The following is a 24645-nucleotide window of genomic DNA, read 5'->3' on the forward strand; positions in this document are numbered from 1 at the left end:
TTAACTAGATCGTACCGCAAACCTTTTCGATCAATTCCGCAGGGAACTGCATAGACTGCATGATATGTTCGATCATGCTGCATTTGCGACCGGTATTGGTATTTGTAATGACCCACCACGGCGTGCCCGGAACCTGCTTAGGTTTCGTCTGATTACCGTTTTTCTGCAGCGTGCGCTCATCCTCAGCGAAATAAACGCGAGTGCGGCCGTGGAGGGACTCGGTCGCCTCCGCGAACGCTTTGCTGTCTAAGGAGTAGAGGGTAGTCAGAACCAGCATGAAACGGTTTACCGCGCGCTTTTGATCAGCGTACTCATCAGATAACAGCAGCTCACGCATCGCGCGGACTTTATCCTTCAGAGGATTAGCGGGCTTCACTTCAGCGACAGGCGTTGGCGCAGGGGCCGGAGCGGCTTTCGCTACCGGCGCGACAGGCTGGGAAACGGCGGAAAACTTCAACATACGCCGTAAAATGTCGGATGCGCTCTCGCCAATATGCTTGGTGTGGCTGGCAATATAGCTATAGAGTTCATCATCAACTTCAATTGTTTTCATCTTAATCCAGTGCGATATCTTTTTCTGAATACAAGTTGTCGGGATTATAGGGTCAAATCCCAACCGCGGATAGCGTCAAACCAGGATGGCGGTAAAACTCGGAAATCTTCCGGGTCTTGCAGCCGGATGGCAGAATGTCCAACATAATACCCTAACCCGACGGAGCGAAAAAAAGAACTTTGCCATGAAATTAAATAGCCGAGCGCAATCTGCACAGAATCCGCACAATAATCCCCCTATCGTCCTGGTCCACGGCCTTTTTGGCAGCCTGGATAACCTTGGGATCCTCGCCCGCGATCTGGTTCACGATCGCGATATTTTACAGGTCGACATGCGAAACCACGGTCTTTCGCCGCGCTCGCCGGAAATGACCTATTCCGCGATGGCCCAGGATCTGCTTGATACTCTCAATGAATCACAGATTGAGAAAGCTACCTTTATTGGTCACTCAATGGGCGGAAAGGCTGTGATGGCGCTGAGCGCGCTGGCGCCGGAGCGCATCGCGGGCCTGGTCGCCATTGATATCGCCCCGGTGGATTATCACGTTCGCCGTCATGATGAAATCTTCGCCGCCATCAACGCCGTCACCGATGCGGGCGCCGCAACGCGTCAACAGGCGGCGGTAGTCATGCGCCAGCACCTTAACGAAGAGGGCGTGATTCAGTTTCTGCTGAAGTCTTTCGTGGACGGCCAGTGGCGGTTTAACGTACCGGTGCTGTGGGAGCAGTACGATAATATCGTCGGCTGGCAAGCCGTCCCGGCCTGGCCGCATCCGGCGCTGTTTATCCCCGGCGGTAACTCCCCCTACGTCACCGACGCATACCGTGATGCACTATTGGCTCAGTTTCCCCAGGCGCGCGCGCACGTTATCGCCGGCGCCGGTCACTGGGTGCATGCCGAAAAACCGGAGGCCGTGATCCGCGCAATTCGCCGTTATTTAACCTCGATCGCCGCCTGACTGGCTAAAATCTGCCCGACCGCGCGGCTTAATGCCCGCGGTCGTTGGCGCAGCCCGTCGCCTGATGTATTATGGCGCGCTGTCTGCGTCGGCTATGCCCGATAGCTTGTTTCCCCCGAAGTCACTCTGAATCATGGCAAAAGAACAAACGGACCGTACGACATTAGATTTGTTCGCAACCGAGCGTCGGCCGGGTAGACCGAAAACCAATCCGCTTTCGCGCGATGAACAGCTGCGCATCAACAAACGCAATCAGCTTAAACGCGATAAGAGTCGCGGTCTTAAGCGCGTGGAGCTAAAGCTGAATGCCGATGCGGTCGATGCGCTTAATGAGCTGGCGGAAGCCCGTAATATGAACCGCAGCGATCTTATCGAAGAGATGCTGATGAGCCAGCTGGCGGTCCTGCGCGGCCAGGATAAAGCCTAAAACCCTTAAAAAATAAGCTTTCATGTAGCAGAGTGTGCAGTTGGGCGTGATTGCTGTTTCCGCGCCCTTCTCTGTTCTGCTATCATTGCCCCTATCTGCGGGCATTACGCCACTACCACATCATTAAGTTTCAAGAGGTTATTTTACTCATGGCAATCATCGGCATCTTTTTTGGCAGCGACACCGGCAACACCGAAAATATTGCAAAAATGATCCAAAAGCAGCTTGGTAAAGATGTTGCTGATGTTCACGACATTGCCAAAAGCAGCAAAGAGGATCTGGAAGCTCACGATATCCTGCTGCTCGGCATTCCGACCTGGTACTACGGCGAAGCCCAGTGCGACTGGGACGATTTCTTCCCGACGCTGGAAGAGATCGATTTCAACGGCAAACTGGTCGCGCTGTTTGGCTGTGGCGATCAGGAAGACTATGCTGAATACTTCTGCGATGCGCTGGGTACCATCCGCGACATCATCGAACCGCGCGGCGCAACTATCGTTGGCCACTGGCCGACCGCGGGCTACCATTTCGAAGCGTCTAAAGGCCTGGCCGATGACGATCACTTTGTTGGCCTGGCCATTGACGAAGACCGTCAGCCAGAATTGACTAACGAACGCGTGGAAAAATGGGTAAAACAGATTTCTGAAGAGCTGCACCTTGAAGAAATCAAGAATGCCTGAGTCTAAACGGCGAAATCATCAGATTTCGCCGAATTGATAGATAAAAGCAATCAAAGTTATAGCTACAAGTTTTTAACTTTTAATCACATATCTGTACAATGTCCTCTGATTTAACGGGGTCGCGTGAAGCACTTTGTAGCGAGTGCCTCGTTTTTGACAGCATACAAGGCCCGATGCTTGCAGTTTTCATTTCACCATGGCAGTTCTATAATGAGACGCATTACATCGGGTGATTCTCTGTATTACTTCCGCTGATGGAAGTAGATCGTTTAGCAACAGGACAGATTCCGCATGACTGACAACAATACCGCATTAAAGAAAGCTGGCCTGAAAGTGACGCTTCCGAGATTAAAAATCCTGGAAGTGCTGCAAGGACCGGATAACCATCATGTCAGTGCGGAAGACTTATACAAACGCCTGATTGATATGGGTGAAGAGATTGGCCTGGCCACCGTCTACCGCGTACTGAACCAGTTCGACGACGCCGGTATCGTCACCCGTCATAATTTTGAAGGCGGTAAATCCGTTTTTGAACTGACGCAGCAGCATCATCACGATCACCTGATTTGCCTCGACTGCGGCAAAGTGATCGAATTTAGCGATGATTCCATCGAAGCGCGCCAGCGTGAAATTGCCGCAAGGCACGGTATTCGTCTGACCAACCACAGCCTGTACCTGTACGGACACTGTGCGGAAGGCGACTGCCGCGAAGATGAACATGCCCACGACGCGGCAGAGAAATAATCACCGCATCGTATACCGCCAAAAGCCAACCTGAAGGTTGGCTTTTTTTTGCCCGGAATTTGCCGCCTCTTTCTCTCGCGCTGCAATACGTTTACTGTCAGTGCATCCTGAGGTGTACGGAGAGTCGACATGGAGCTTCGCCAGCTACGCTATTATGTGCGCATTATTGAAACCGGCAGTATGGGCCGCGCCGCGCTTGACCTGAATATCGGCGTCTCCGCGCTGAGCCAACAGATGGCGCGCCTGGAGAACGAACTCGCCATCCGTCTGCTGCAGCGGACATCGCGCGGCGTAATGCCGACCAGCGCTGGTCTCGCCTTCTACTCCCAGGCGCAGCTGGCGCTGCGCCACGCCGACGATGCGGTTCTCGCCGCGCGCGAGGCGCGCCTTTCCGGCCACGTCAGCGTCGGTATGGCCCCCAGCACCGCCTCTGTACTGGGGGTACCTTTTATTCACGCGATGCGCGAAAGCTATGCCGACGTCCGCCTGCATTTGGTCGAGAGCCTCTCCGGTAATCTGGAACGCATGATCAACACCCGCCAGCTTGATTTAGCTATCGTGTTCCAGAAGGAGAAGCTTGCGCGCTGGAGCGCCAGGCCGATTCTCGAAGAGCGTCTGTTTCTGATTGGCACCCATGACGTGCTGGCCCCCCTTCCCGAAGCGAGCATCTCGCCTGGCCAACTGGCCGCTATCCCGCTGATAATGCCAAGCCTGGGGCATGGCCTGCGCGGCAGGCTGGAGGCGATCTGCCAGGAGCACGCCCTGAGCGTCGATGTGGTGGCTGAAATCGACGGTCTGGCCCTGCTGATGCGCGCCGTCCGCGACGGACTGGGCGCCACGCTGCAGCCGGGGGCGGCGATTTCCCATCTCGACGGCGAGTCCCTGAGAGTGATCGGCGTCGAGAATCCGATACTCAGTCGGCCAAACTTTCTCGTCAGCCTTTCCGATGATGAACTGACCCCAGCGGGCCTTGCCGCGCGGGTGATACTGGCGAAAGTCATGCGTCAGCTCGTGGAGTCAGGCCGCTGGCCCGGCGCCAGCCTTTACGCGCACTAAACCCCCCTTTAGCAATACGCCATAGCGTCCTTACGGCCAAAACGAATACATTTCCATTACAAATTTAACAATCAAGCAAAGCGTAATGGAGCCAAAAATGGTGGATGTACTGGTGATTGGCGGCGGCAATGCCGCGCTATGCGCCGCATTAACCGCCCGGGAAGCCGGCGCGTCCGTGCTGCTGCTGGAGGCTGCGCCGCGGGAATGGCGAGGCGGAAACTCTCAGCACACGCGGAATCTTCGCTGTATGCACGATGCTCCGCAGGATGTTTTAATCGACAGCTATCCGGAAGAAGAGTACTGGCAGGACCTGCTGCGCGTCACCGAGGGCAACACCAACGAAGCGCTGGCGCGGCTGGTGATCCGCACTTCAGCGCAATGCCGGGACTGGATGCGCCAGCACGGGGTTAACTTTCAGCCGCCGCTCTCCGGCGCCCTGCACGTTGCCCGCACCAACGCCTTTTTTATGGGCGGCGGTAAAGCCCTGGTCAACGCCTATTACCGCAGCGCGGAGCAGATGGGCGTTAAGATCCGCTACAACACGCCGGTACAGGCGCTCGAATTAGATAACGGCGAATTCGTCGCCGCGCTGGCGGGCGAAGAAAGGATCGTCGCCAAAACCTGCGTCCTCGCCGCCGGCGGGTTTGAATCTAACCGCGAGTGGCTGCGTGAAGCATGGGGACAGAACGATCGTGGTGAATGGCCAGCCGATAACTTTCTCATCCGCGGCACCCGCTTCAACCAGGGCGTGCTGCTCAAGTTTATGATTGACGCCGGGGCTGACATCATCGGCGATCCTTCACAATCCCACTGCGTCGCCATTGACGCCAGGGCGCCGCTCTACGATGGCGGGATCTGTACGCGCGTGGACTGCGTGTCGCTGGGGGTGGTCGTCAACCGTGACGCCAGGCGCTTTTATGACGAAGGGGAAGATTTCTGGCCCAAACGTTATGCCATCTGGGGCAGACTGGTCGCCCACCAGCCGGGGCAAATCGGCTACTCAATTATCGACAGCAAAGCGATCGGCCACTTTATGCCGCCCGTTTTCCCCGGCGCCCAGGCCAATACCATTGAAGAGCTGGCTCGCCAGCTGGGATTGGACGCAGAAAGCCTGGCGCAAACCATCGCCCGCTACAACGCCGCCTGCGCGCCCGGCCAGTTCGATCATACCCGCCTTGATAACTGCGCGACATCCGGCCTGACGCCGCCGAAAACCCACTGGGCGCGGCCCATCGATACGCCGCCCTACTACGGCTATGCCCTACGACCGGGGATCACCTTCACCTACCTCGGGCTGTACGTCAATGAACACGCCGCCGTCCATTTTGCGGGCAAGCCCAGCCGAAGCCTGTTCGTTGCCGGTGAAATGATGGCCGGCAACGTGCTGGGCAAAGGCTATACCGCCGGCGTGGGCATGTCGATCGGGACGACATTCGGCCGCATTGCCGGCCAACAAGCCGCCAGGGCGGCACTGCAGGAGAGACACCATGAAGTCGCTTGAAAAGCTAATCATTGACGCGCAAATCATCACCCAGCCCGAAGCGGAGGTCGAACGGGTGATGCAGGTCTGTAACGCCTGCCGCTATTGCGAAGGGTTTTGCGCCGTGTTTCCGGCCATGACCCAACGCCTGGCTTTTGGTAAAGCGGATATAAACTACCTGGCCAACCTGTGCCATAACTGCGGTGCCTGCCTGCATGCCTGCCAGTACGCGCCGCCGCATGAGTTTGCCATTAATGTCCCGAAGGCGATGGCGGAAGTGCGGCTGGAAACCTATCAACATTATGCCCAGCCCGCGGCTTTCGGCAGCCTGTATCGTCGGGCCGGCGTGACCACGGCGCTGGCGCTGGTCGGTGGGTTGATCCTCTTTCTGCTGCTGGCGATGGGGCTCAAAGGCTCCCTGCTACATCCGCCGCTGGCCGGCGATTTCTACCAGATTTTTCCCCATAACCTGCTGGCGTGGATGTTTGGTTCGGTCTTCGTACTGGCCATGGGCTTACTGATGGCCGGCGTGATCCGTTTCTGGCGCGAGATCTCCCCGGGGCATCCCCACGCCGTTGATATCGCCGAAGCCTCGCATAACGCGCTGACCTTAAAATATCTCGACGGCGGCCACGGTAAGGGCTGCAACGAGGCTGATGACGCGTTTACCCTGATGCGCCGTCGTTTCCATCATCTTACCTTTTATGGTTTTCTGCTCTGTTTCGCTGCCACCCTGGTGGCCACGGGCTATCACTATTTTGCCGGATGGGAAGCGCCCTACCCGTTCTTCAGCGCACCGGTTCTGCTGGGCACGCTTGGCGGAATCGGCCTGCTGGTGGGCCCGGCAGGCCTGCTATGGCTGAACCTTCGTCGTTCGCCGCTGCACGGCGACCCGCGGCAAAAACCGATGGATCGCGCCTTTATCCTGCTGCTGCTGCTGACCAGCTTCACCGGCCTCGCCCTGCTGGCGGGACGGGACACCTCGTGGATGGGCATTCTGCTTGCCATTCATCTCGGCGTGGTGATGGCGCTGTTTTTAACCCTTCCTTACGGAAAATTCGCCCACGGATTTTATCGCTGTGCGGCGTTACTCAAGTGGGCGATTGAGAAACGGCGCGGAAAACAGGCGGCAGTCGCAGGCGACTAGCCCCCCTCTTACCTCTATAAAAACAAGATAAAGACAATGGAGAGCAAACCCTATGACGCAACCCTCATCGCGCGCCGGTACCATTGGCGCCATCCTCCGCGTGACCAGCGGTAATTTTCTCGAACAGTTCGACTTTTTTCTGTTTGGTTTTTACGCCACCTACATCGCCAGAACGTTCTTTCCGGCGGAAAGCGAGTTTGCGGCGTTAATGCTCACCTTCGCCGTCTTTGGTTCGGGCTTCCTGATGCGCCCTATCGGCGCGATAGTGTTGGGGGCCTATATCGACAGAATCGGCCGCCGTAAAGGGCTGATGGTGACGCTGGCGATTATGGGCTGCGGGACGCTTCTGATAGCGCTGGTGCCCGGCTATCAGACTATCGGCATTCTCGCCCCCATCCTGGTGGTTGTCGGGCGGCTGTTGCAGGGTTTCTCGGCGGGCGTCGAGCTCGGCGGCGTGTCGGTCTATTTATCGGAAATCGCCACGCCGGGGAACAAGGGATTCTATACCAGCTGGCAATCCGCCAGCCAGCAGGTGGCTATCGTTGTGGCGGCGCTGATTGGCTACGCGCTGAATGAAACGCTCGGCCACGATCAGATCGCCGAATGGGGCTGGCGCATTCCCTTCTTTATTGGCTGTATGATTATTCCGCTGATTTTTGTGCTGCGGCGTTCGTTACAGGAAACCGAAGCCTTCCTGCAGCGTAAACATCGTCCTGATACCCGGGAGATCCTGAGCACAATTGTCAAAAACTGGCGCATCATCTCGGCGGGCACCTTGCTGGTGGCAATGACCACGACAACTTTTTACTTCATTACCGTCTATACCCCGACCTACGGCAGAGCCGTGCTGCACCTGAGCGCCCGCGACAGTCTGCTGGTGACCATGCTGGTCGGCATCTCCAACTTTATCTGGTTACCGATCGGCGGGGCAATTTCTGACAAAATAGGCCGTCGAGCGGTGCTGATGGGCATTACCCTGCTGGCGCTGCTCACTACCTGGCCGGTAATGCACTGGCTCACCGCCGCGCCGGATTTCACCCGCATGACGCTGGTCCTGCTCTGGTTCTCGTTCTTCTTTGGTATGTATAACGGCGCGATGGTGGCCGCGCTGACGGAAGTGATGCCGGTCTACGTCCGCACCGTCGGCTTTTCACTGGCCTTTAGCCTCGCCACCGCGATCTTCGGCGGCCTGACGCCGGCAATTTCCACCGCGCTGGTAGAGATAACGGGCGATAAAAGCTCGCCGGGCTGGTGGCTGATGTGCGCCGCGCTATGCGGATTCGCCGCTACCGCAATGCTCTTCGTACGCCTGAGCCGCGGCTACCGGCCGGCAGAAATACCCCGCTAAAATAGCAACGGGCGGAGTTTTCGCTCCGCCCGTTTGCTTGCCGCCATCTGGCTTAACGCGGTGTATTATTGCTGCGGATCTCTTTCCAGATCTGGTCGCAGCGCGCCTCTACAGCCTGATCGTTCCCGGTTTTGCGCGCCTGGATGCACTGCTGATAATCCAGAACCCGCACGCTTTCCTGGGTCGCGAACTGCTGATGCTGTTTCTCCTGTTTCAGCACGTTCAGTACGCTCTGACAGGCTTCCACTTTATCCGGATTGCCCTCAGCGCTATTGATGCAGGCGCTGTAGGCATCTTTTAACTTTGAGTCTTCCTTAGGCGCTGGCGACTGGGTACAGGCAACCAGACCTGCTGCCATAATGGCGACAAGCATTAACTTTTTCATCATGAACCTCGGGAAATTGCGGCGGGTTTTCCCCGCCGCAGTGGCATCAGAAAATGGTGAACGGAGCGATAACCATGAACTTCACGTCGCGCTCATCCTGGAAGATGTTGCCGTAACCGCCGCTCCAGCTTGGGATATCGGAGTGGTTGTCGTATTGCGTAAAGTGGAGTTTGAACAGCGTGCCCTTCGCGCGTCCTTCCTGAACGGTGTACATGGCATCCAGGCTATAAGCGGACTCTTCCAGACGTTTATCCGGGTTGTAGTACGCATCAGGTGAGGACATTCTCCCCGGCTTCGCATCCCAGGCATAAACGTAGGATGCGCCGAAGGCCCAGCCCGGCATGTTCCAGTTCTTCATGTCATACATCGCGCCGAAGAACACCGCTTTTTCACCGTTGGCGTTGAAGTCCGAACGGTTATCCCACCAGATATCCAGTCGCCCGTTAGACGATGCATAGGTAGGCGTCATACGCTGCAGGAAGTAGCCCTGCTGGCCATCAGCTTTAACCCAGGTGCCTTCCAGACGCAGATCCAGAACGTCGGCAACCTTATAGCCAAAGGTCAAGGCCTGCAGCCACGCGGTGCCGTCATAGATATCGTTAGCCCCGCCGTTGCTGACTTTATCGCGGGTGCCATAGAACTGATAGCTGGTGGTTAACGGCGTGCCGGCGACATCAAACTTATAGCTGGCCTTGGCAAAATACTGGTCGATGTAACCCTGTGCCTGGCCAAACGCCGCTTCGAGTACAAGGTCGTTTTTAAAATCATATTTGGCGCCGAGAGAGTGGAGATAATCCACCTTGGTTTTCTTGTCGTTCTGATAGAACTCATCCATCTCAATGTGCCACGGCGCTTTATATTCGTTTGTCCACATATAGGAGAAACTCAGCGCGCCCGCATCACCGTAGTCAAAGTTCGCGCCAGCTTCCGCGCCCTGGTAAGTACCGGGCATAAAGCTCCAGTGCGGCGCCAGCAGCGTTTGGCCGGTTGGCTGAATATAGCCCGCGCGCGCCCATGCCGGACCAAATTTAAATTTCGCGGCTGCTTTATACAGGCTGATCCCGCTCTTATCGCCGGAATAGTCTTCATCGTAGCCTTTATTACGCGAGGAGAAAGCGATTTCGTTCGGGTGACCGCTCTCGCTGCTTTCACCCATTTCGATGGCGGTAAAGGCAGCGACGTCAATACCGAACATGTCGGCGGCATAGCCGGACTGGAAGTCGAGGTTGGCGTTCCAGGTGGAGTGTGACAGGTTAGTTTTATATTTATCGCCGTCGGTCACATCTTTACGGTCGCGTTCACGCTGCCAGTAATAGATGCCGCCGGTTAACGTTGAATCATCAATGAACCCTTCTGCTTTTGCATCCGGCACCATTGCAAATCCTGACAGGGCTGTGACACCGGCAATAGCCAGCGCCAGCGTACTACGTTTGCCACTAAACGTACGCATATGCATATCCTCTTTGACGTTTTAAAGTGCGGTCACCAAAGGGCAACACGCAAAAAATAAAATAAAACTGCTAAAAAAGTGGTGCGCTAAAAATTCGCATAACCACTGGGTATAGACTATTTTTCGTGACGCGAATTATCAATCTCTTTCGCCGACCAAAGATGAAGATTATGACAAAGCGCACATAATTTATGTCTTTATGTTTCAGTCTTAGACATCACACATTTAGCGTGGAAGTGCTTGCAAAAACAGAGAAAATCAATAGAAATGAAAGTGCTTACCTGATTTCAGGTGATATACCGGAAGGATTAAAAATAACGCTTATTACAATCTGTAAACAAGATTAATTCGCATCGCGAAAATATGGTAATTTAATTCGCTGATTCTGAATAAAAAAACGCCGCAGTTAGCGGCGTTCTTAATGATGGCGAATAGCTACGCGCCGACTTTCGTCCAGGTATCGCGCAGGCCGACGGTGCGGTTAAACACCAGATGGCTTGCGGTGGCATAGCGGCTATCCAGGCAGAAATAACCTTCACGCTCGAACTGGTAGGCTTTTTCCGCCTGCGCCTGCGCCAGGCTCGGCTCAGCGAATCCCTGTTTAATCACCAGCGATTCCGGGTTCATCACCGCGAGGAAATCTTCCGCCGCGCCCGGGTTCGGTACGCTGAACAGGCGATCGTAGAGGCGGATTTCTACCGGCAGCGCGTGCGCCGCGCTCACCCAGTGAATCACGCCCTTCACCTTGCGACCGTCGGCCGGGTCTTTGCTCAGGGTGTCGGCATCGTAGGTGCAGAAGATAGTCGTGATGTTGCCTTCCGCATCTTTCTCCACGCGCTCCGCTTTAATCACGTAAGCGTTACGCAGACGAACTTCTTTACCCAGCACCAGACGCTTGTACTGCTTGTTCGCTTCCTCACGGAAGTCGGCGCGATCGATCCAGATTTCGCCGCTGAACGGCACCTCGCGGCTGCCCATCTCCGGCTTGTTAGGATGGTTAGGCATCGAGACCAGTTCGCTTCCACCCTGCGGATAGTTTTCGATGACCAGCTTAACCGGGTCGATAACCGCCATCGCGCGCGGCGCGTTTTCGTTCAGGTCTTCGCGAATGCAGGATTCCAGAGACGCCATTTCGATGGTGTTGTCCTGCTTGGTCACGCCGATACGTTTGCAGAACTCGCGGATAGATTCAGCGGTATAGCCGCGGCGGCGCAGACCGGAGATGGTCGGCATACGCGGATCGTCCCAGCCTTCAACGTGCTTGTCGGTGACCAGCAGGTTCAGCTTACGCTTGGACATCACGGTGTATTCCAGGTTCAGACGAGAGAACTCGTACTGACGCGGATGCACAGGAATGGTGATGTTATCCAGCACCCAGTCGTACAGACGACGGTTGTCCTGGAATTCCAGCGTGCATAGAGAGTGCGTAATGCCTTCCAGCGCATCGCTGATGCAGTGGGTGAAGTCGTACATCGGGTAGATGCACCACTTGTTACCGGTCTGGTGGTGATCGGCAAACTTAATGCGGTACAGCACCGGATCGCGCATGACGATAAACGGAGAGGCCATATCGATTTTTGCGCGCAGGCAGGCTTTACCTTCAGCAAATCCGCCGCTACGCATTTTTTCAAACAGCGCCAGATTCTCTTCCACGCTGCGATCGCGGTACGGGCTATTTTTACCCGGCTCTTTCAGCGTGCCGCGGTACTCACGGATCTCCTCCGCTGACAGTTCGTCAACGTAGGCCAGACCTTTATTGATCAGCTCAACCGCATACTGGTGCAGCTGATCGAAATAATCAGACGAGTAGCAAACATCCCCGGACCAGTGGAAACCTAACCACTGCACGTCGTTTTTAATCGACTCAACGTATTCGATATCTTCCTTCACCGGGTTGGTGTCATCGAAACGCAGGTTGCATTGGCCCTGGTAATCCTGGGCGATGCCAAAGTTCAGGCAAATAGACTTCGCGTGGCCAATGTGCAGATAGCCGTTCGGTTCCGGTGGGAAACGGGTATGAACGGTGGTGTGCTTACCAGTAGCCAGATCTTCATCAATGATCTGACGAATAAAGTTAGTCGGGCGGGCTTCTGCCTCACTCATCGTGGGTTCCTCAAAGCGTAAACAACGTATAACGGCACATGATCTTACAAGCAGGGCGTAGAGACAACTATTAGTTACGCAAAATAGCGATTAGAAGGAGATTATGGGGGTGTTTGCGGTAAAAAAAAGCGGCGCAGCTTTCGCTGCGCCGCTGAGGCACAAACGCCACTCAGGAGTCTTACTTGCCTTTAATTTCGTACAGCGGCGTCTGGCCCGCAACAACCTTACCGGTTGCCTGGATAACCAGCGCGCTGTAGTCGTCGCTGTTGCTGCAGACGACCGGGCTAATCATCGAACGCGCGTTAGCGTTGAGGAACTCAAGATCCAGTTCCAGAATCGGCTCACCCGCTTTCACTTCCGCGCCCTCTTCCACCAGGCGTTTAAAGCCCTGGCCGTTAAGCGCAACGGTATCGATGCCCATATGGACGACGATTTCCGCACCGTTTTCAGTTTCCAGACAGAAAGCATGGTTGGTGTTGAAAATCTTCACCACGGTGCCCGCCGCCGGCGCAACAACAATCTTATCGGTCGGTTTTACCGCCACGCCGTCGCCGACGGCTTTGCTGGCGAAGGCTTCATCCGGAACCTGCTCCAGCGCCACAATGTCGCCGGTAATCGGCGAAACCAGCGCTTCGACAGTCTTCGCGTTAGCAACAGCCTGTGGTTTAACTGCCTGAGCGGCTACGGGTGCGCTATGAGACGCTGCAGCCGCTGCGGCAACCGGGCCACGGGCAACCACTTTCTTCATTTCATCGCCCACGGATTCCGCTTTCGCGCCCACGATAACCTGGATGGTCTGCTTGTTCAGTTTAACCACACCGGAAGCGCCGAGGCGCTTACAGGCCGCGTCGTTAACCAGCGCAGAGTCCGCCACGGTCAGACGCAGACGGGTAATACAAGCATCAATCGCTTTCAGGTTATCCGTACCGCCGACCGCCGCGATGTAGTTGGTCGCCAGCTGAGTTAAGCCTTCTTCGGTGTTGCTGTTGGCCTCTTCAGTGACCACGTCATCCACTTTATCTTCACGACCCGGCGTTTTCAGATTGAACATGCGGATAACCGCGCTGAACAGCAGGAAGTAGATAACGAAGAACACGACGCCCATCACGATCAGCATCCAGACGTTTTTACTGGCTGCCGGCAGGCTGTACATCAGAACATAGTCGATGGCGCCTGCGGAGAAGGAGAAGCCCGCGTGGATACCCAGCGCCGTCGCAACGAACAGGCTGATACCGGTCAGGATGGCGTGCAGGAGGTACAGCAGCGGCGCCAGGAACATGAACAGGAATTCCAGCGGTTCGGTCACACCGGTCAGGAACGCGGTGATGGCCACCGACAGCAGCATACCGCCGACCATCGGACGACGCTCTTTCGGGGCTGCGAAATACATCGCCAGCGCCGCACCCGGCAAACCGAACATCATGATCGGGAAGAAACCGGACATGAACATCCCCGCGGTGCCGTCACCCGCATAGAAGCGGTTGATGTCGCCGTGGAACACCGCGCCAGCAGCGTTGGTGAATTCACCAATCTGGAACCAGGCGATGGTGTTCAGCACCTGATGCAGACCCGTCGGGATCAGCAGACGGTTGATGAAACCAAAGATACCGGAGCCGAGCGCGCCCGCGCCGACAATCCATTCACCGCCGGCATGAATGGCGTTCTGCACCGGCGGCCAGACGTAGCCGAAGATGGCTGCCAGCACCAGACAGAAGAAGCCGGTGGCGATGGGCACAAAGCGTTTGCCGCCGAAGAAGCTCAGGAAGTCAGGCAGTTTGATGCCCGACCAGCGGTTATACACGGCGCCGCCGACCAGACCGGTAATGATACCCGCCAGCACGCCCATGTTGATGGCCGGGTTGATGGTGACCATCGCTTTGGTCAAAACGAAGTAACCTACCGCCCCCGCCAGCGCCGCGGCGCCGGCGCTGTCTTTCGACCAGCTGGATGCGACACCGATAGCGAAAATCAGCGCCAGGTTGTCAAAGATTGCCCCGCCCGCCTGGGCGATAAACGAAATGTTAAGCAGATCCGGTTGACCGAATCGCAGCAGCAGCGCCGCGACCGGCAGCACTGCGATAGGGAGCTGTAACGCCCTACCGAGACGCTGAAAAAAACCTAAAATATTCATCTTATTCCCCCTATGAGACCCCGATGAGGCTCACTAAAGCCACTTTATTATTGTGTAACCTGGTTAATTTTTTAACTTACCTGCAAAGTGTCTGAAAAATTAATTCGTCTCGCAAATTAAATGGGTATTTTTTGTGACAATAGTCACCAAATATCGTATTCACCTCCGCCTTTGACTGGCTAACAACGAAAACTTATTTTATCATTCAAAAAATCAACACGGATTGACCCCGGTCGGCGCAGTTACTGCGATACTCTTAATAGTATGCTGGCGCCAATCCGCCAGGTTCTAATTTAACTATAGAGGTGAACAATGAGACTGATCCCCCTGGTAACAGCTGAACAAGTCGGTAAATGGGCTGCCCGGCATATCGTTAACCGCATCAATGCGTTCAAACCGACAGCGGACCGCCCGTTTGTCCTCGGTCTGCCTACCGGCGGCACGCCTCTGACCGCTTATAAAGCCCTGGTTGAGATGCACAAAGCAGGCCAGGTTAGCTTTAAGCATGTCGTCACCTTCAACATGGATGAGTACGTAGGCCTGCCGAAAGAGCACCCGGAAAGCTATCATAGCTTTATGCATCGCAACTTCTTTGATCACGTTGATATCCCGGCGGAAAATATTAACCTGCTGAATGGTAACGCGCCGGATATTGATGCAGAATGCCGTCGCTATGAAGAAAAAATTCGTTCTTACGGTAAAATCCACCTGTTTATGGGCGGCGTGGGTAACGATGGCCACATCGCTTTTAACGAACCAGCCTCTTCTTTGGCTTCACGCACACGCATCAAAACCCTGACCCACGATACTCGCGTAGCGAATTCCCGTTTCTTCGACGGTGACGTTGACCAGGTGCCTAAATACGCGCTGACCGTTGGCGTGGGCACGCTGCTCGACGCGGAAGAAGTGATGATTCTGGTGCTGGGTCATCAGAAAGCGCTGGCGCTGCAGGCGGCGGTGGAAGGCAACGTAAACCATATGTGGACCATCACCTGTCTGCAGCTGCACCCGAAAGCGGTTGTCGTCTGCGATGAGCCGTCAACTATGGAACTGAAAGTTAAGACACTGAAATATTTCAACGAATTAGAAGCCGAAAATATCAAAGGTCTGTAATGTAGTTTCGTCCCGCAGCAGACCCTGCGGGACAACCATTTTTGACAACCGGGGGTCGTAATGTATGCATTAACCCAAGGCCGGATTTATACCGGTCATGAAATTCTGGATGACCATGCGATTGTTATCGCCAATGGCCTTATCGAACGTATCTGTCCGCAGACTGAGCTGCCCACCGGGATCGAACAGCGCTCGGTTAATGGTGCGATCCTTGCCCCCGGTTTTATCGACGTCCAGCTTAACGGCTGCGGCGGCGTGCAGTTCAACGACACGGCGGATGCGGTCACCGTTGAAACGCTGGAAATTATGCAGAAGGCGAATGAACGCTCCGGCTGCACCAGCTATCTGCCCACGCTCATTACCGCCAGCGATGACCTGATGAAACAGGGTGTCCGCGTGATGCGCGAGTATTTGCAAAAGCATCCCAACCAGGCGCTGGGCCTGCATCTTGAAGGCCCGTGGCTGAATATTGTCAAAAAAGGCACCCATAACCCGGATTACGTCCGTAAACCGGACGCCGCGCTGGTCGATTTCCTGTGCGAAAACGCGGATGTAATAACCAAAATCACCCTCGCGCCGGAACGCGTTGAACCAGAAGTTATCCGCAAACTGGTGGCCGCAGGTATCATCGTCTCCGCCGGTCATTCCAACGCGACGCTAAAAGAAGCGAAAATCGGTTTTCGCGCCGGGATTACGTTTGCCACCCACCTGTTTAACGCTATGCCGTATATTACCGGCCGCGAACCGGGTCTGGCCGGGGCGATTTTCGACGAACCGGATGTCTACTGCGGTATCATCGTCGATGGCATGCACGTCGATTACGCTAACGTCCGCCTCGCTAAACGCTTGAAAGGCGACAAGCTGTGCCTCGTCACCGACGCAACGGCGCCGGCGGGTGCCAATATTGAGCAGTTCATTTTTGCTGGTAAAACAATATACTACCGGAACGGCCTGTGCGTAGATGAGAACGGTACCCTCAGCGGCTCTTCATTGACCATGATTGAAGGGGTGCGTAACCTCGTTGAGCATTGCGGCATTGCGCTGGATGAAGTGTTGCGTATGGCGACGCTCTACCCTTCCCGCGCCATTGGCGTAGACAAACAGTTAGGCAGCATTGCCCCGGGGATGGTCGCTAACCTGACCGCATTCACCCGCGATTATAAAATCACCAAGACCATCGTTAATGGTAACGAGGTCGTCACTGAGTAAGTAAAAGTATGACAGCAGGCGGACAGGCTCAAATTGGTAACGTCGATCTCGTAAAACAGCTGAACAGCGCAGCCGTCTATCGGCTCATCGATCAGCACGGCCCCATCTCGCGTATCCAGATTGCGGAACAAAGCCAGCTTGCCCCTGCCAGCGTAACCAAAATTACGCGTCAGCTTATTGAACGCGGACTGATCAAAGAAGTCGATCAGCAGGCCTCCACCGGGGGCCGCCGCGCTATCTCAATTATTGCCGAAACCCGCAGCTTTCACGCCATCGGCGTACGTCTTGGCCGCTATGACGCCACCCTGACGCTCTATGATTTAAGCAGTAAGACCCTCGAAGAAGAGCACTACCCGCTGCCGGAAAGAACCCAGGAAACGCTGGAACACGCCCTGCTCAACATCATCGCCTCCTTTATCGAGAGCTGTCAGCGCAAAATCCGCGAGCTAATCGCCATTTCGGTGATCCTGCCGGGGCTGGTCGATCCGGAAAGCGGCGTCATTCGCTATATGCCGCATATTCAGGTGGAGAACTGGGGGCTGGTTGAAGCGCTGGAAAAACGCTTTAAAGTCACTTGCTATGTCGGGCACGATATTCGTAGCCTGGCGCTGGCGGAGCACTACTTTGGTGCGAGCCACGACTGTGAAGACTCCATTCTGGTGCGCGTACACCGTGGGACCGGCGCAGGGATCATCTCCAACGGGCGGATTTTTATTGGCCGTAACGGTAACGTCGGGGAAATCGGCCATATCCAGGTCGACCCGCTGGGCGAGCGCTGCCACTGCGGCAACTTCGGCTGTCTGGAAACCGTCGCCGCCAACGCCGCCATTGAACATCGCGTTCGTCATCTGCTGGAGCAGGGTTATCAGAGCAAAATCTCCCTCGATGACTGCACGATAAAAACGATCTGCAAAGCCGCAAATAAAGGCGATGCGCTGGCCTGCGAGGTGATCGAGCACGTTGGCCGTCATCTGGGTAAAACCATCGCTATCGCCATTAACCTGTTTAATCCGCAAAAAGTGGTGATTGCCGGGGAGATCGTGGAAGCGGAGAAAGTTCTCCTGCCGGCGATTGAAGCCTGTATCAATACCCAGGCCCTGAAGGCATTTCGCAAAAATCTGCCAGTAGTGCGATCCACGCTCGATCATCGTTCAGCCATCGGCGCTTTTGCCCTGGTCAAGCGCGCGATGCTCAACGGGACTCTGCTCCAGCGTTTGCTGGAAAGCTAAAGCCGCTTTATAGTTTCGCCTTTCTCCAACGATGTCGGACAGTTCATGACCATTCAAAACATAATTTGTGATATTGACGGCGTGCTGATGCACGACAATGTGGCCGTGCCGGGCGCCGCTGAATTCATCAAGCGCATTCTCGAAAAAGAGATGCCGCTGGTGATGCTGACCAACTACCCTTCGCAAACCGGGCAGGACCTGGCAAACCGCTTTGCGACGGCGGGAATCGATGTCCCTGATACCGCCTTTTATACCTCGGCGATGGCCACTGCCGATTTTCTGCGCCGTCAGGAAGGCAAAAAAGCCTATGTGGTCGGTGAAGGCGCGCTGATTCACGAACTGTACAAAGCCGGCTTTACCATCACCGACGTCAATCCGGATTTTGTTATCGTCGGTGAGACGCGCTCCTTTAACTGGGAGATGATGCATAAGGCCGCTTTTTTTGTCGCTAACGGCGCGCGCTTTATCGCCACTAACCCCGATACCCACGGTCGCGGCTATTACCCGGCCTGCGGCGCGCTGTGCGCCGGTATTGAAAAAATCTCCGGCCGCAAGCCGTTCTACGTGGGTAAACCGAGCCCGTGGATTATCCGCTCCGCGCTCAACAAAATGCAGGCGCATTCAGAACAGACGGTCATCGTCGGCGATAACCTGCGCACGGATATTCTGGCGGGTTTCCAGGCCGGGCTGGAAACCATTCTGGTGCTTTCCGGGGTAGCCACGCTTGATGATATCGACAGCATGCCGTTCCGCCCATCCTGGATTTATCCATCGGTTGCGGAAATCGATATTTTCTAAATAAAACCACGTCCTGCGACGTGGTTTCTTATTTTCAAGCCTCTTCTGAACGCTTTCATCTAAAAGAAAAGCGTTATTACTGAATATTCATCAACAAAAGCGCTCAAAACATACTCTTTTTTCACTATTCGACAATCACAATTGCGTTATTTTCTTTTGCTGGCGTAAACCCCTTGCGCCCTTCGCCCCTTTGCGGCATTTTCTAAAGCATGCACTGAGGCTTCGCGATTAGACGAAGCCTGCACAACATCAAACAAGACAGGGTAACGGAGAAGGCTATGTGTTCGATTTTTGGCGTACTGGATATTAAAACTGACGCGGGTGAGCTGCGTAAAAAGGCACTGGAGCTTTCCCGCCTGATGCGCCACCGCGGTCCGGACTGGTCAGGCGTCTATGCCTGTGATAAAGCCATCCTGGCGCATGAACGCCTGTCAATCGTCGACGTGAACGCCGGCGCGCAGCCGCTGTACAACGCTGCAAAAACTCACGCCCTCGCCGTTAACGGTGAAATCTACAACCACCAGGCGCTGCGCGCGGAATACGGCGACCGCTATGCGTTCCAGACCGGTTCCGACTGCGAAGTTATCCTCGCGCTGTATCAGGAAAAAGGTCCGGACTTCCTCGACGATCTGCAGGGGATGTTTGCTTTCGCTCTCTACGACAGCGAAAAAGACGCGTATCTGATTGGTCGCGACCACATCGGCATCATCCCGCTGTATATGGGTCACGACGAACACGGCAACTTCTACGTTGCCTCAGAAATGAAAGCGCTGGTTCCGGTATGCCGCACGATTAAAGAGTTCCCGGCAGGCAGCTACCTGTGGAGCAAAGATGGCGAAATCCGCGAGTACTATCAGCGCGACTGGTTCGACTATGACGCGGTCAAAGACAACGTCACGGACAAAAACGAACTGCGTCAGGCGCTGGAAGAGTCGGTGAAAAGCCACCTGATGTCCGATGTCCCGTACGGCGTCCTGCTCTCCGGCGGCCTGGATTCATCGGTGATTTCCGCCATCACCAAAAAATATGCCGCGCGCCGCGTCGAAGATCAGGAAAAATCAGAAGCCTGGTGGCCGCAGCTGCACTCCTTCGCCGTCGGTCTGGAAGGCGCGCCCGATCTGAAAGCCGCGCAGGAAGTGGCTAACCATCTGGGCACCGTGCACCACGAAATCCACTTTACGGTGCAGGAAGGCCTGGACGCGATTCGCGATGTTATCTATCACATTGAAACCTATGACGTGACGACGATTCGCGCGTCAACGCCGATGTACCTGATGTCGCGTAAAATCAAAGCCATGGGCATCAAAATGGTGCTGTCTGGCGAAGGTTCTGACGAAGTATTTGGCGGCTACCTTTATTTCCATAAAGCGCCAAACGCCAAAGAGCTGCACGAAGAGACCGTACGCAAGCTGCAGGCGCTACATATGTTTGACTGCGCTCGCGCCAACAAAGCGATGTCCGCATGGGGCGTTGAAGCGCGCGTGCCGTTCCTGGATAAGAAATTCCTCGATGTGGCAATGCGTATCAACCCGCAGGACAAAATGTGCGGCAACGGTAAAATGGAAAAACATGTCCTGCGTGAATGTTTTGAATCTTACCTGCCGGCAAGCGTCGCCTGGCGCCAGAAAGAGCAGTTCTCTGATGGCGTCGGTTACAGCTGGATCGATACTTTAAAAGAAGTGGCCGCTGAACAAATTTCCGATCAGCAGCTGGAAACCGCCAGCTTCCGCTTCCCGTACAACACGCCATCATCGAAAGAAGCGTATCTGTACCGTGAGATCTTCGAAGAGCTGTTCCCGGTTCCAAGCGCGGCCGAATGCGTTCCTGGCGGCCCTTCCGTCGCATGCTCTTCAGCAAAAGCGATTGAGTGGGACGAATCTTTCAAAAAAATGAACGATCCGTCAGGACGCGCGGTTGGCGTACATCAGTCGGCCTACTAACCGGCGCGGTTTTCCAAACGGACTCTTCGGAGTCCGTTTTTGTTTTGTGCCTTATTTAAGCCGTTAAAAACGATAAATAACCAATAATTGCCGATTATTGCGCCACGCTGTTCGCAACCTAACCAAACAGTTACGTTCAGCCCATTTTCGATGAAAAAGGGGTTGACGCTTCAAGGCTCAATACGCATAATGCGCCCCGCAACGCCGATAAGGTAACGCGCAAAAAGATGGCTACGTAGCTCAGCTGGTTAGAGCACATCACTCATAATGATGGGGTCACAGGTTCAAATCCCGTCGTAGCCACCATCTTTTTTGCGGGAGTGGCGAAATTGGTAGACGCACCAGATTTAGGTTCTGGCGCCGCAAGGTGTGCGAGTTCAAGTCTCGCCTCCCGCACCATTTACTCTTTCGCGTTGGCAGTAAAAGATTTTTGTTGGGGTATCGCCAAGCGGTAAGGCACCGGTTTTTGATACCGGCATTCCCTGGTTCGAATCCAGGTACCCCAGCCATCGAAAATAGAGTAAGATTTTGGCTACGTAGCTCAGCTGGTTAGAGCACATCACTCATAATGATGGGGTCACAGGTTCGAATCCCGTCGTAGCCACCATACAAAGGAATTATTGATTCAGTTCGATAAATCCAAAAGAATTGTTGGGGTATCGCCAAGCGGTAAGGCTCTGGTTTCTGATACCAGCATTCCGAGGTTCGAATCCTCGTACCCCAGCCAATTTTAAAAGTCGCTCACGCTGTGCGCGCACTCGTTGGAGTATTTCCAGGCGCTAAGCCACCGGTTTGACCCCGGTACGAAATGGTCAACGTAAAATTGGGGTATCGCCAAGCGGTAAGGCACCGGATTCTGATTCCGGCATTCCGAGGTTCGAATCCTCGTACCCCAGCCAACAAAAGCAAAAAGCTCGCTTCGGCGAGCTTTTTGCTTTTTGGCGTTTACGCTATGCGCATCACCGTTCCGCACCCCGACCTAACCTTTGCAAGCCGGGGTCTTTCTCGTTACAAACCTAACGCATATTTCAACGCCTGACGCTTTAATCCGCCGGCGCGCTCGGCCGCCATCAGCCCTAAATTTCGCAGCATACGCACCGGCGGCAGGTCGTTGCTGAATCCGGCGTAAAACAGATCCATTCCCGACTGCATAATAAAGTTGTCCGCCTGACGCCGCGTCTGGTAGCGCTTAAGTACCGGCAGGCTGGCCCACTCCTCGCCGTGCGCTTTTGCTCTGCCAAGAATATCAAGCAGCGCCTCGACATCGCGATAGCCGAGGTTCACCCCCTGCCCCGCCAGCGGATGAATGGTGTGCGCAGCATCGCCCACCAGCGCCAGCCCCGGCTTCACATACTGCAATGCGTGGCGGCGGGTGAGCGGGAAGGCGCCCGCGCTCAGCGGCCTAACCTCTCCCAGCCGCGACGGGAAGTGACGAGTAATTTCCTGCTGTAGCTGAGCCATGCTCATGCCCTGCAGCTGGCGGATCCGCGCCGGCGCGTCGTACCACACCAGCGAAGCCCAATGGTCAAACAGCGGTAAAAACGCGCGCGGCCCCGCTGGGGTGAACTGCTGCCAGGTACTGTCGCCGGGATCGCCCGCGCACTGTACGCTTATCAACATACAGGATTGCTGATACTGCCACGCGTGGATGCCGATTCCGGCCAGCTGCCGCACCTGCGAACTGGCGCCGTCCGCGCCCACCACCAGACGCGCATCGATCTGGCTGCCGTCAGTCAGCGTTAACGACGTGTACATTTCTTCGCGCCGCATCGCCTGGAGCGATGTCCCCACCCGCAGCGATATGCGCTCATGGGCTTCCAGCGCCTGCCACAGGGCAAGCTGCAGGACGTTGTTTTCCACCATATAGCCCAGTTCAGGTAGCTTCAGCTCCGCGGCGTTGAAGACAACGTGGGCGCTTTCCCACTCCCAGGTCTCGAGCTGGCGATAGGCATGGGCGCGCATTTTCCGCACGCTATCCCAGACGCCGAGTCCTCTCAGCAGCCCTACCGATGAGGCGCTGATTGCCGAAATACGCACGTCAGGCGGTGAAGATGCATCAAAAGCCGGTGGCGCGTTTTTTTCAATAACCGTCACCGTAAAGCCCTGCTGCGCCAGGCCAAGCGCCAGGGCGCCGCCAACCATTCCGCCGCCGACGATAACGACATCTGTTGCATGAATTGTCATGGCTATTATCCTTAAACCCGAATCCCCTCAGTTTACCGGATTTTTATTCGGCTTGTGGTGATTACGGTCGTACTGGTCAGGGCGCGGTCAAAGCATTACAATACGCGCCCTGCAATCCTGGCTTTATATCCGTCACCCTTCACATTGCAGAGCAACATCCGGTGAAGACGCTGACTTTGGGTATACCTAATTAAGCATGAGCAAGTCGATGACAAAAAAACTCCATATTAAAACCTGGGGCTGTCAGATGAACGAATACGATTCATCAAAGATGGCCGATCTGCTGGATGCCACCCACGGGTATCAACTCACTGAAGTGGCGGAAGAAGCGGATGTGCTGCTGCTCAATACCTGCTCAATCCGTGAGAAGGCTCAGGAAAAAGTATTCCATCAGCTAGGACGCTGGAAGCTGCTGAAAGAGAAGAATCCCAATCTGATCATCGGCGTTGGCGGCTGCGTGGCTTCTCAGGAAGGCGACCATATTCGCCAACGCGCCCATTACGTCGATATTATTTTTGGGCCGCAGACCCTGCACCGTCTGCCGGAAATGATTAACTCGGTACGAGGCAACCGCAGCCCGGTCGTCGATATCAGCTTCCCGGAAATCGAAAAGTTCGACCGCCTGCCGGAACCGCGCGCCGAAGGCCCAAGCGCCTTTGTTTCCATTATGGAAGGTTGTAACAAGTACTGCACCTACTGCGTGGTGCCTTACACCCGCGGCGAGGAAGTGAGCCGCCCAAGCGACGATATCCTGTTTGAAATCGCCCAGCTGGCGGCACAGGGCGTGCGTGAAGTCAACCTGCTCGGGCAGAACGTGAACGCCTGGCGCGGGGAAAACTACGACGGCACCACCGGCAGCTTTGCCGATCTGCTGCGTCTGGTTGCGGCGATCGACGGTATCGATCGGATCCGCTTTACCACCAGCCATCCGATCGAGTTCACCGACGATATCATCGAGGTTTACCGCGATACGCCAGAGCTGGTCAGCTTCCTGCACCTGCCGGTGCAGAGCGGTTCTGACCGCGTGCTGAACCTGATGGGCCGAACCCACACGGCGCTGGAATATAAAGCGATTATCCGCAAACTGCGCGCGGCGCGCCCGGATATTCAGATCAGCTCCGACTTTATCGTCGGCTTCCCTGGCGAAACCACGCAGGATTTCGAGCAGACCATGAAACTGATCGCCGATGTGAATTTCGATATGAGCTACAGCTTCATCTTCTCTGCGCGTCCGGGAACGCCGGCGGCCGACATGGTCGATGACGTACCGGAAGAGGATAAGAAGCAACGTCTGTATATTCTGCAGGAGCGTATCAACCAGCAGGCGACGGCCTGGAGTCGCCGTATGCTCGGCACCGTGCAGCGCATTCTGGTGGAAGGCACTTCACGCAAGAGCATCATGGAGCTGTCTGGCCGCACCGAGAATAACCGCGTGGTGAACTTCGAAGGCTCGCCTGAGATGATCGGCAAGTTTGTCGACGTCGAAATCACCGACGTCTGGACAAACTCCCTGCGCGGTAAAGTGGTGCGCACCGAGGACGAAATGGGTCTGCGCATCGCGGAAACCCCGGAGTCGGTGATTGCCCGCACCCGTAAAGAAAACGATTTGGGCGTCGGTATCTACCAGCCATAATCCGTTCAGGCCTGCCGCTCCGGCAGGCCTTGTATTTCCTCTCCTCAACCCAATATCTACAGGGATGCTTGCGCCAT

Annotated in this window: 20 protein-coding genes and 6 tRNA genes; 20 read left to right on the forward strand and 6 right to left on the reverse strand. The window is 55.4% G+C overall.

The window, feature by feature from the left end:
* Nucleotides 1-4 precede the first annotated feature (4 nt).
* Nucleotides 5-553 carry a replication initiation negative regulator SeqA gene (seqA, locus tag CMQ96_RS17640; RefSeq protein ID WP_004132642.1) on the reverse strand — a complete coding sequence of 183 codons (549 nt, stop codon included), beginning with the start codon at nt 551-553 and terminating at the stop codon, nt 5-7.
* 184 nt (nt 554-737) lie between these two features.
* On the opposite strand from seqA, the gene ybfF reads away from it, so the two are divergent.
* From ybfF to CMQ96_RS17680, 8 genes are all read left to right on the forward strand, one after another.
* Nucleotides 738-1511, forward strand: a complete 774-nt coding sequence (gene ybfF / locus CMQ96_RS17645) for an esterase (protein WP_098067084.1) — start codon at nt 738-740, stop codon at nt 1509-1511.
* 133 nt (nt 1512-1644) lie between these two features.
* Complete coding sequence (ybfE, locus tag CMQ96_RS17650) at nt 1645-1938, forward strand: LexA regulated protein (protein ID WP_098067085.1); 294 nt, start codon at nt 1645-1647, stop codon at nt 1936-1938.
* A 149-nt stretch (nt 1939-2087) separates the two neighbouring features.
* Entirely contained in the window at nt 2088-2618 is a 531-nt protein-coding gene (gene fldA, locus CMQ96_RS17655; RefSeq protein WP_004100234.1) for a flavodoxin FldA, read from the forward strand.
* A gap of 291 nt (nt 2619-2909) precedes the next feature.
* On the forward strand, nt 2910-3362 hold the full coding sequence (gene fur / locus CMQ96_RS17660; RefSeq protein WP_004130476.1) for a ferric iron uptake transcriptional regulator: 453 nt from the start codon (nt 2910-2912) through the stop codon (nt 3360-3362).
* 129 nt (nt 3363-3491) lie between these two features.
* Nucleotides 3492-4418 carry a tricarballylate utilization LysR family transcriptional regulator TcuR gene (tcuR, locus tag CMQ96_RS17665; protein ID WP_004134132.1) on the forward strand — a complete coding sequence of 309 codons (927 nt, stop codon included), beginning with the start codon at nt 3492-3494 and terminating at the stop codon, nt 4416-4418.
* A 97-nt stretch (nt 4419-4515) separates the two neighbouring features.
* The gene (gene tcuA, locus CMQ96_RS17670) at nt 4516-5919 is read left to right on the forward strand and encodes an FAD-dependent tricarballylate dehydrogenase TcuA (protein WP_004134134.1); all 1404 of its coding nucleotides are present in this window, start codon (nt 4516-4518) and stop codon (nt 5917-5919) included.
* Nucleotides 5906-7045, forward strand: coding sequence for a tricarballylate utilization 4Fe-4S protein TcuB (tcuB, locus tag CMQ96_RS17675; protein WP_082237430.1), 1140 nt, complete (start codon nt 5906-5908; stop codon nt 7043-7045). The genes tcuA and tcuB overlap by 14 nt, the downstream gene beginning before the upstream one ends.
* 52 nt (nt 7046-7097) lie before the next feature.
* Nucleotides 7098-8393 (forward strand): MFS transporter, encoded by a 1296-nt coding sequence (locus CMQ96_RS17680; RefSeq protein WP_082237431.1) that lies wholly within the window; start codon nt 7098-7100, stop codon nt 8391-8393.
* Nucleotides 8394-8445: 52 nt separating this feature from the next.
* On the opposite strand, the gene chiQ is transcribed toward CMQ96_RS17680, so the two are convergent.
* From chiQ to nagE, 4 genes are all read right to left on the reverse strand, one after another.
* Nucleotides 8446-8778 (reverse strand): ChiQ/YbfN family lipoprotein, encoded by a 333-nt coding sequence (gene chiQ, locus CMQ96_RS17685; protein ID WP_004134140.1) that lies wholly within the window; start codon nt 8776-8778, stop codon nt 8446-8448.
* A gap of 46 nt (nt 8779-8824) precedes the next feature.
* A complete protein-coding gene (gene chiP, locus CMQ96_RS17690; RefSeq protein ID WP_024358798.1) occupies nt 8825-10228 on the reverse strand; it encodes a chitoporin in 1404 nt (467 codons plus the stop codon).
* A 435-nt stretch (nt 10229-10663) separates the two neighbouring features.
* Complete coding sequence (glnS, locus tag CMQ96_RS17700; RefSeq protein ID WP_098067087.1) at nt 10664-12331, reverse strand: glutamine--tRNA ligase; 1668 nt, start codon at nt 12329-12331, stop codon at nt 10664-10666.
* Nucleotides 12332-12509: 178 nt separating this feature from the next.
* Entirely contained in the window at nt 12510-14462 is a 1953-nt protein-coding gene (gene nagE, locus CMQ96_RS17705) for a PTS N-acetyl glucosamine transporter subunit IIABC (protein ID WP_004134146.1), read from the reverse strand.
* A 312-nt stretch (nt 14463-14774) separates the two neighbouring features.
* Here nagE and nagB point away from each other — a divergent pair, with 312 nt between their 5' ends.
* From nagB to CMQ96_RS17760, 11 genes are all read left to right on the forward strand, one after another.
* Nucleotides 14775-15575, forward strand: coding sequence for a glucosamine-6-phosphate deaminase (gene nagB, locus CMQ96_RS17710; protein ID WP_004130458.1), 801 nt, complete (start codon nt 14775-14777; stop codon nt 15573-15575).
* 60 nt (nt 15576-15635) lie between these two features.
* Nucleotides 15636-16784 (forward strand): N-acetylglucosamine-6-phosphate deacetylase, encoded by a 1149-nt coding sequence (gene nagA, locus CMQ96_RS17715; protein ID WP_049131922.1) that lies wholly within the window; start codon nt 15636-15638, stop codon nt 16782-16784.
* 8 nt (nt 16785-16792) lie between these two features.
* Nucleotides 16793-18013, forward strand: a complete 1221-nt coding sequence (locus CMQ96_RS17720) for an N-acetylglucosamine repressor (RefSeq protein ID WP_098067088.1) — start codon at nt 16793-16795, stop codon at nt 18011-18013.
* Nucleotides 18014-18058: 45 nt separating this feature from the next.
* Entirely contained in the window at nt 18059-18811 is a 753-nt protein-coding gene (locus CMQ96_RS17725) for an HAD-IIA family hydrolase (protein ID WP_024358802.1), read from the forward strand.
* Between the two features lie 278 nt (nt 18812-19089).
* Nucleotides 19090-20751, forward strand: coding sequence for an asparagine synthase B (asnB, locus tag CMQ96_RS17730; RefSeq protein ID WP_004130452.1), 1662 nt, complete (start codon nt 19090-19092; stop codon nt 20749-20751).
* A gap of 229 nt (nt 20752-20980) precedes the next feature.
* Nucleotides 20981-21057: transfer RNA gene (locus tag CMQ96_RS17735), tRNA-Met, on the forward strand.
* Nucleotides 21058-21065: 8 nt separating this feature from the next.
* Nucleotides 21066-21150, forward strand: a tRNA-Leu gene (locus tag CMQ96_RS17740).
* A gap of 35 nt (nt 21151-21185) precedes the next feature.
* A tRNA-Gln gene (locus tag CMQ96_RS17745) sits at nt 21186-21260 on the forward strand.
* Nucleotides 21261-21281: 21 nt separating this feature from the next.
* Nucleotides 21282-21358, forward strand: a tRNA-Met gene (locus tag CMQ96_RS17750).
* Nucleotides 21359-21403: 45 nt separating this feature from the next.
* Nucleotides 21404-21478: transfer RNA gene (locus CMQ96_RS17755), tRNA-Gln, on the forward strand.
* Nucleotides 21479-21575: 97 nt separating this feature from the next.
* Nucleotides 21576-21650, forward strand: a tRNA-Gln gene (locus CMQ96_RS17760).
* A 109-nt stretch (nt 21651-21759) separates the two neighbouring features.
* On the opposite strand, the gene ubiF is transcribed toward CMQ96_RS17760, so the two are convergent.
* Nucleotides 21760-22935 (reverse strand): 3-demethoxyubiquinol 3-hydroxylase, encoded by a 1176-nt coding sequence (gene ubiF, locus CMQ96_RS17765; RefSeq protein ID WP_098067089.1) that lies wholly within the window; start codon nt 22933-22935, stop codon nt 21760-21762.
* Between the two features lie 208 nt (nt 22936-23143).
* On the opposite strand from ubiF, the gene miaB reads away from it, so the two are divergent.
* Nucleotides 23144-24568 carry a tRNA (N6-isopentenyl adenosine(37)-C2)-methylthiotransferase MiaB gene (miaB, locus tag CMQ96_RS17770; RefSeq protein ID WP_024358804.1) on the forward strand — a complete coding sequence of 475 codons (1425 nt, stop codon included), beginning with the start codon at nt 23144-23146 and terminating at the stop codon, nt 24566-24568.
* Nucleotides 24569-24645: the final 77 nt, after the last annotated feature.

Origin of the sequence: Klebsiella sp. MBT K-1 (assembly GCF_002556465.1) — a bacterium.
Taxonomy (GTDB): Bacteria; Pseudomonadota; Gammaproteobacteria; order Enterobacterales; family Enterobacteriaceae; genus Klebsiella; species Klebsiella grimontii.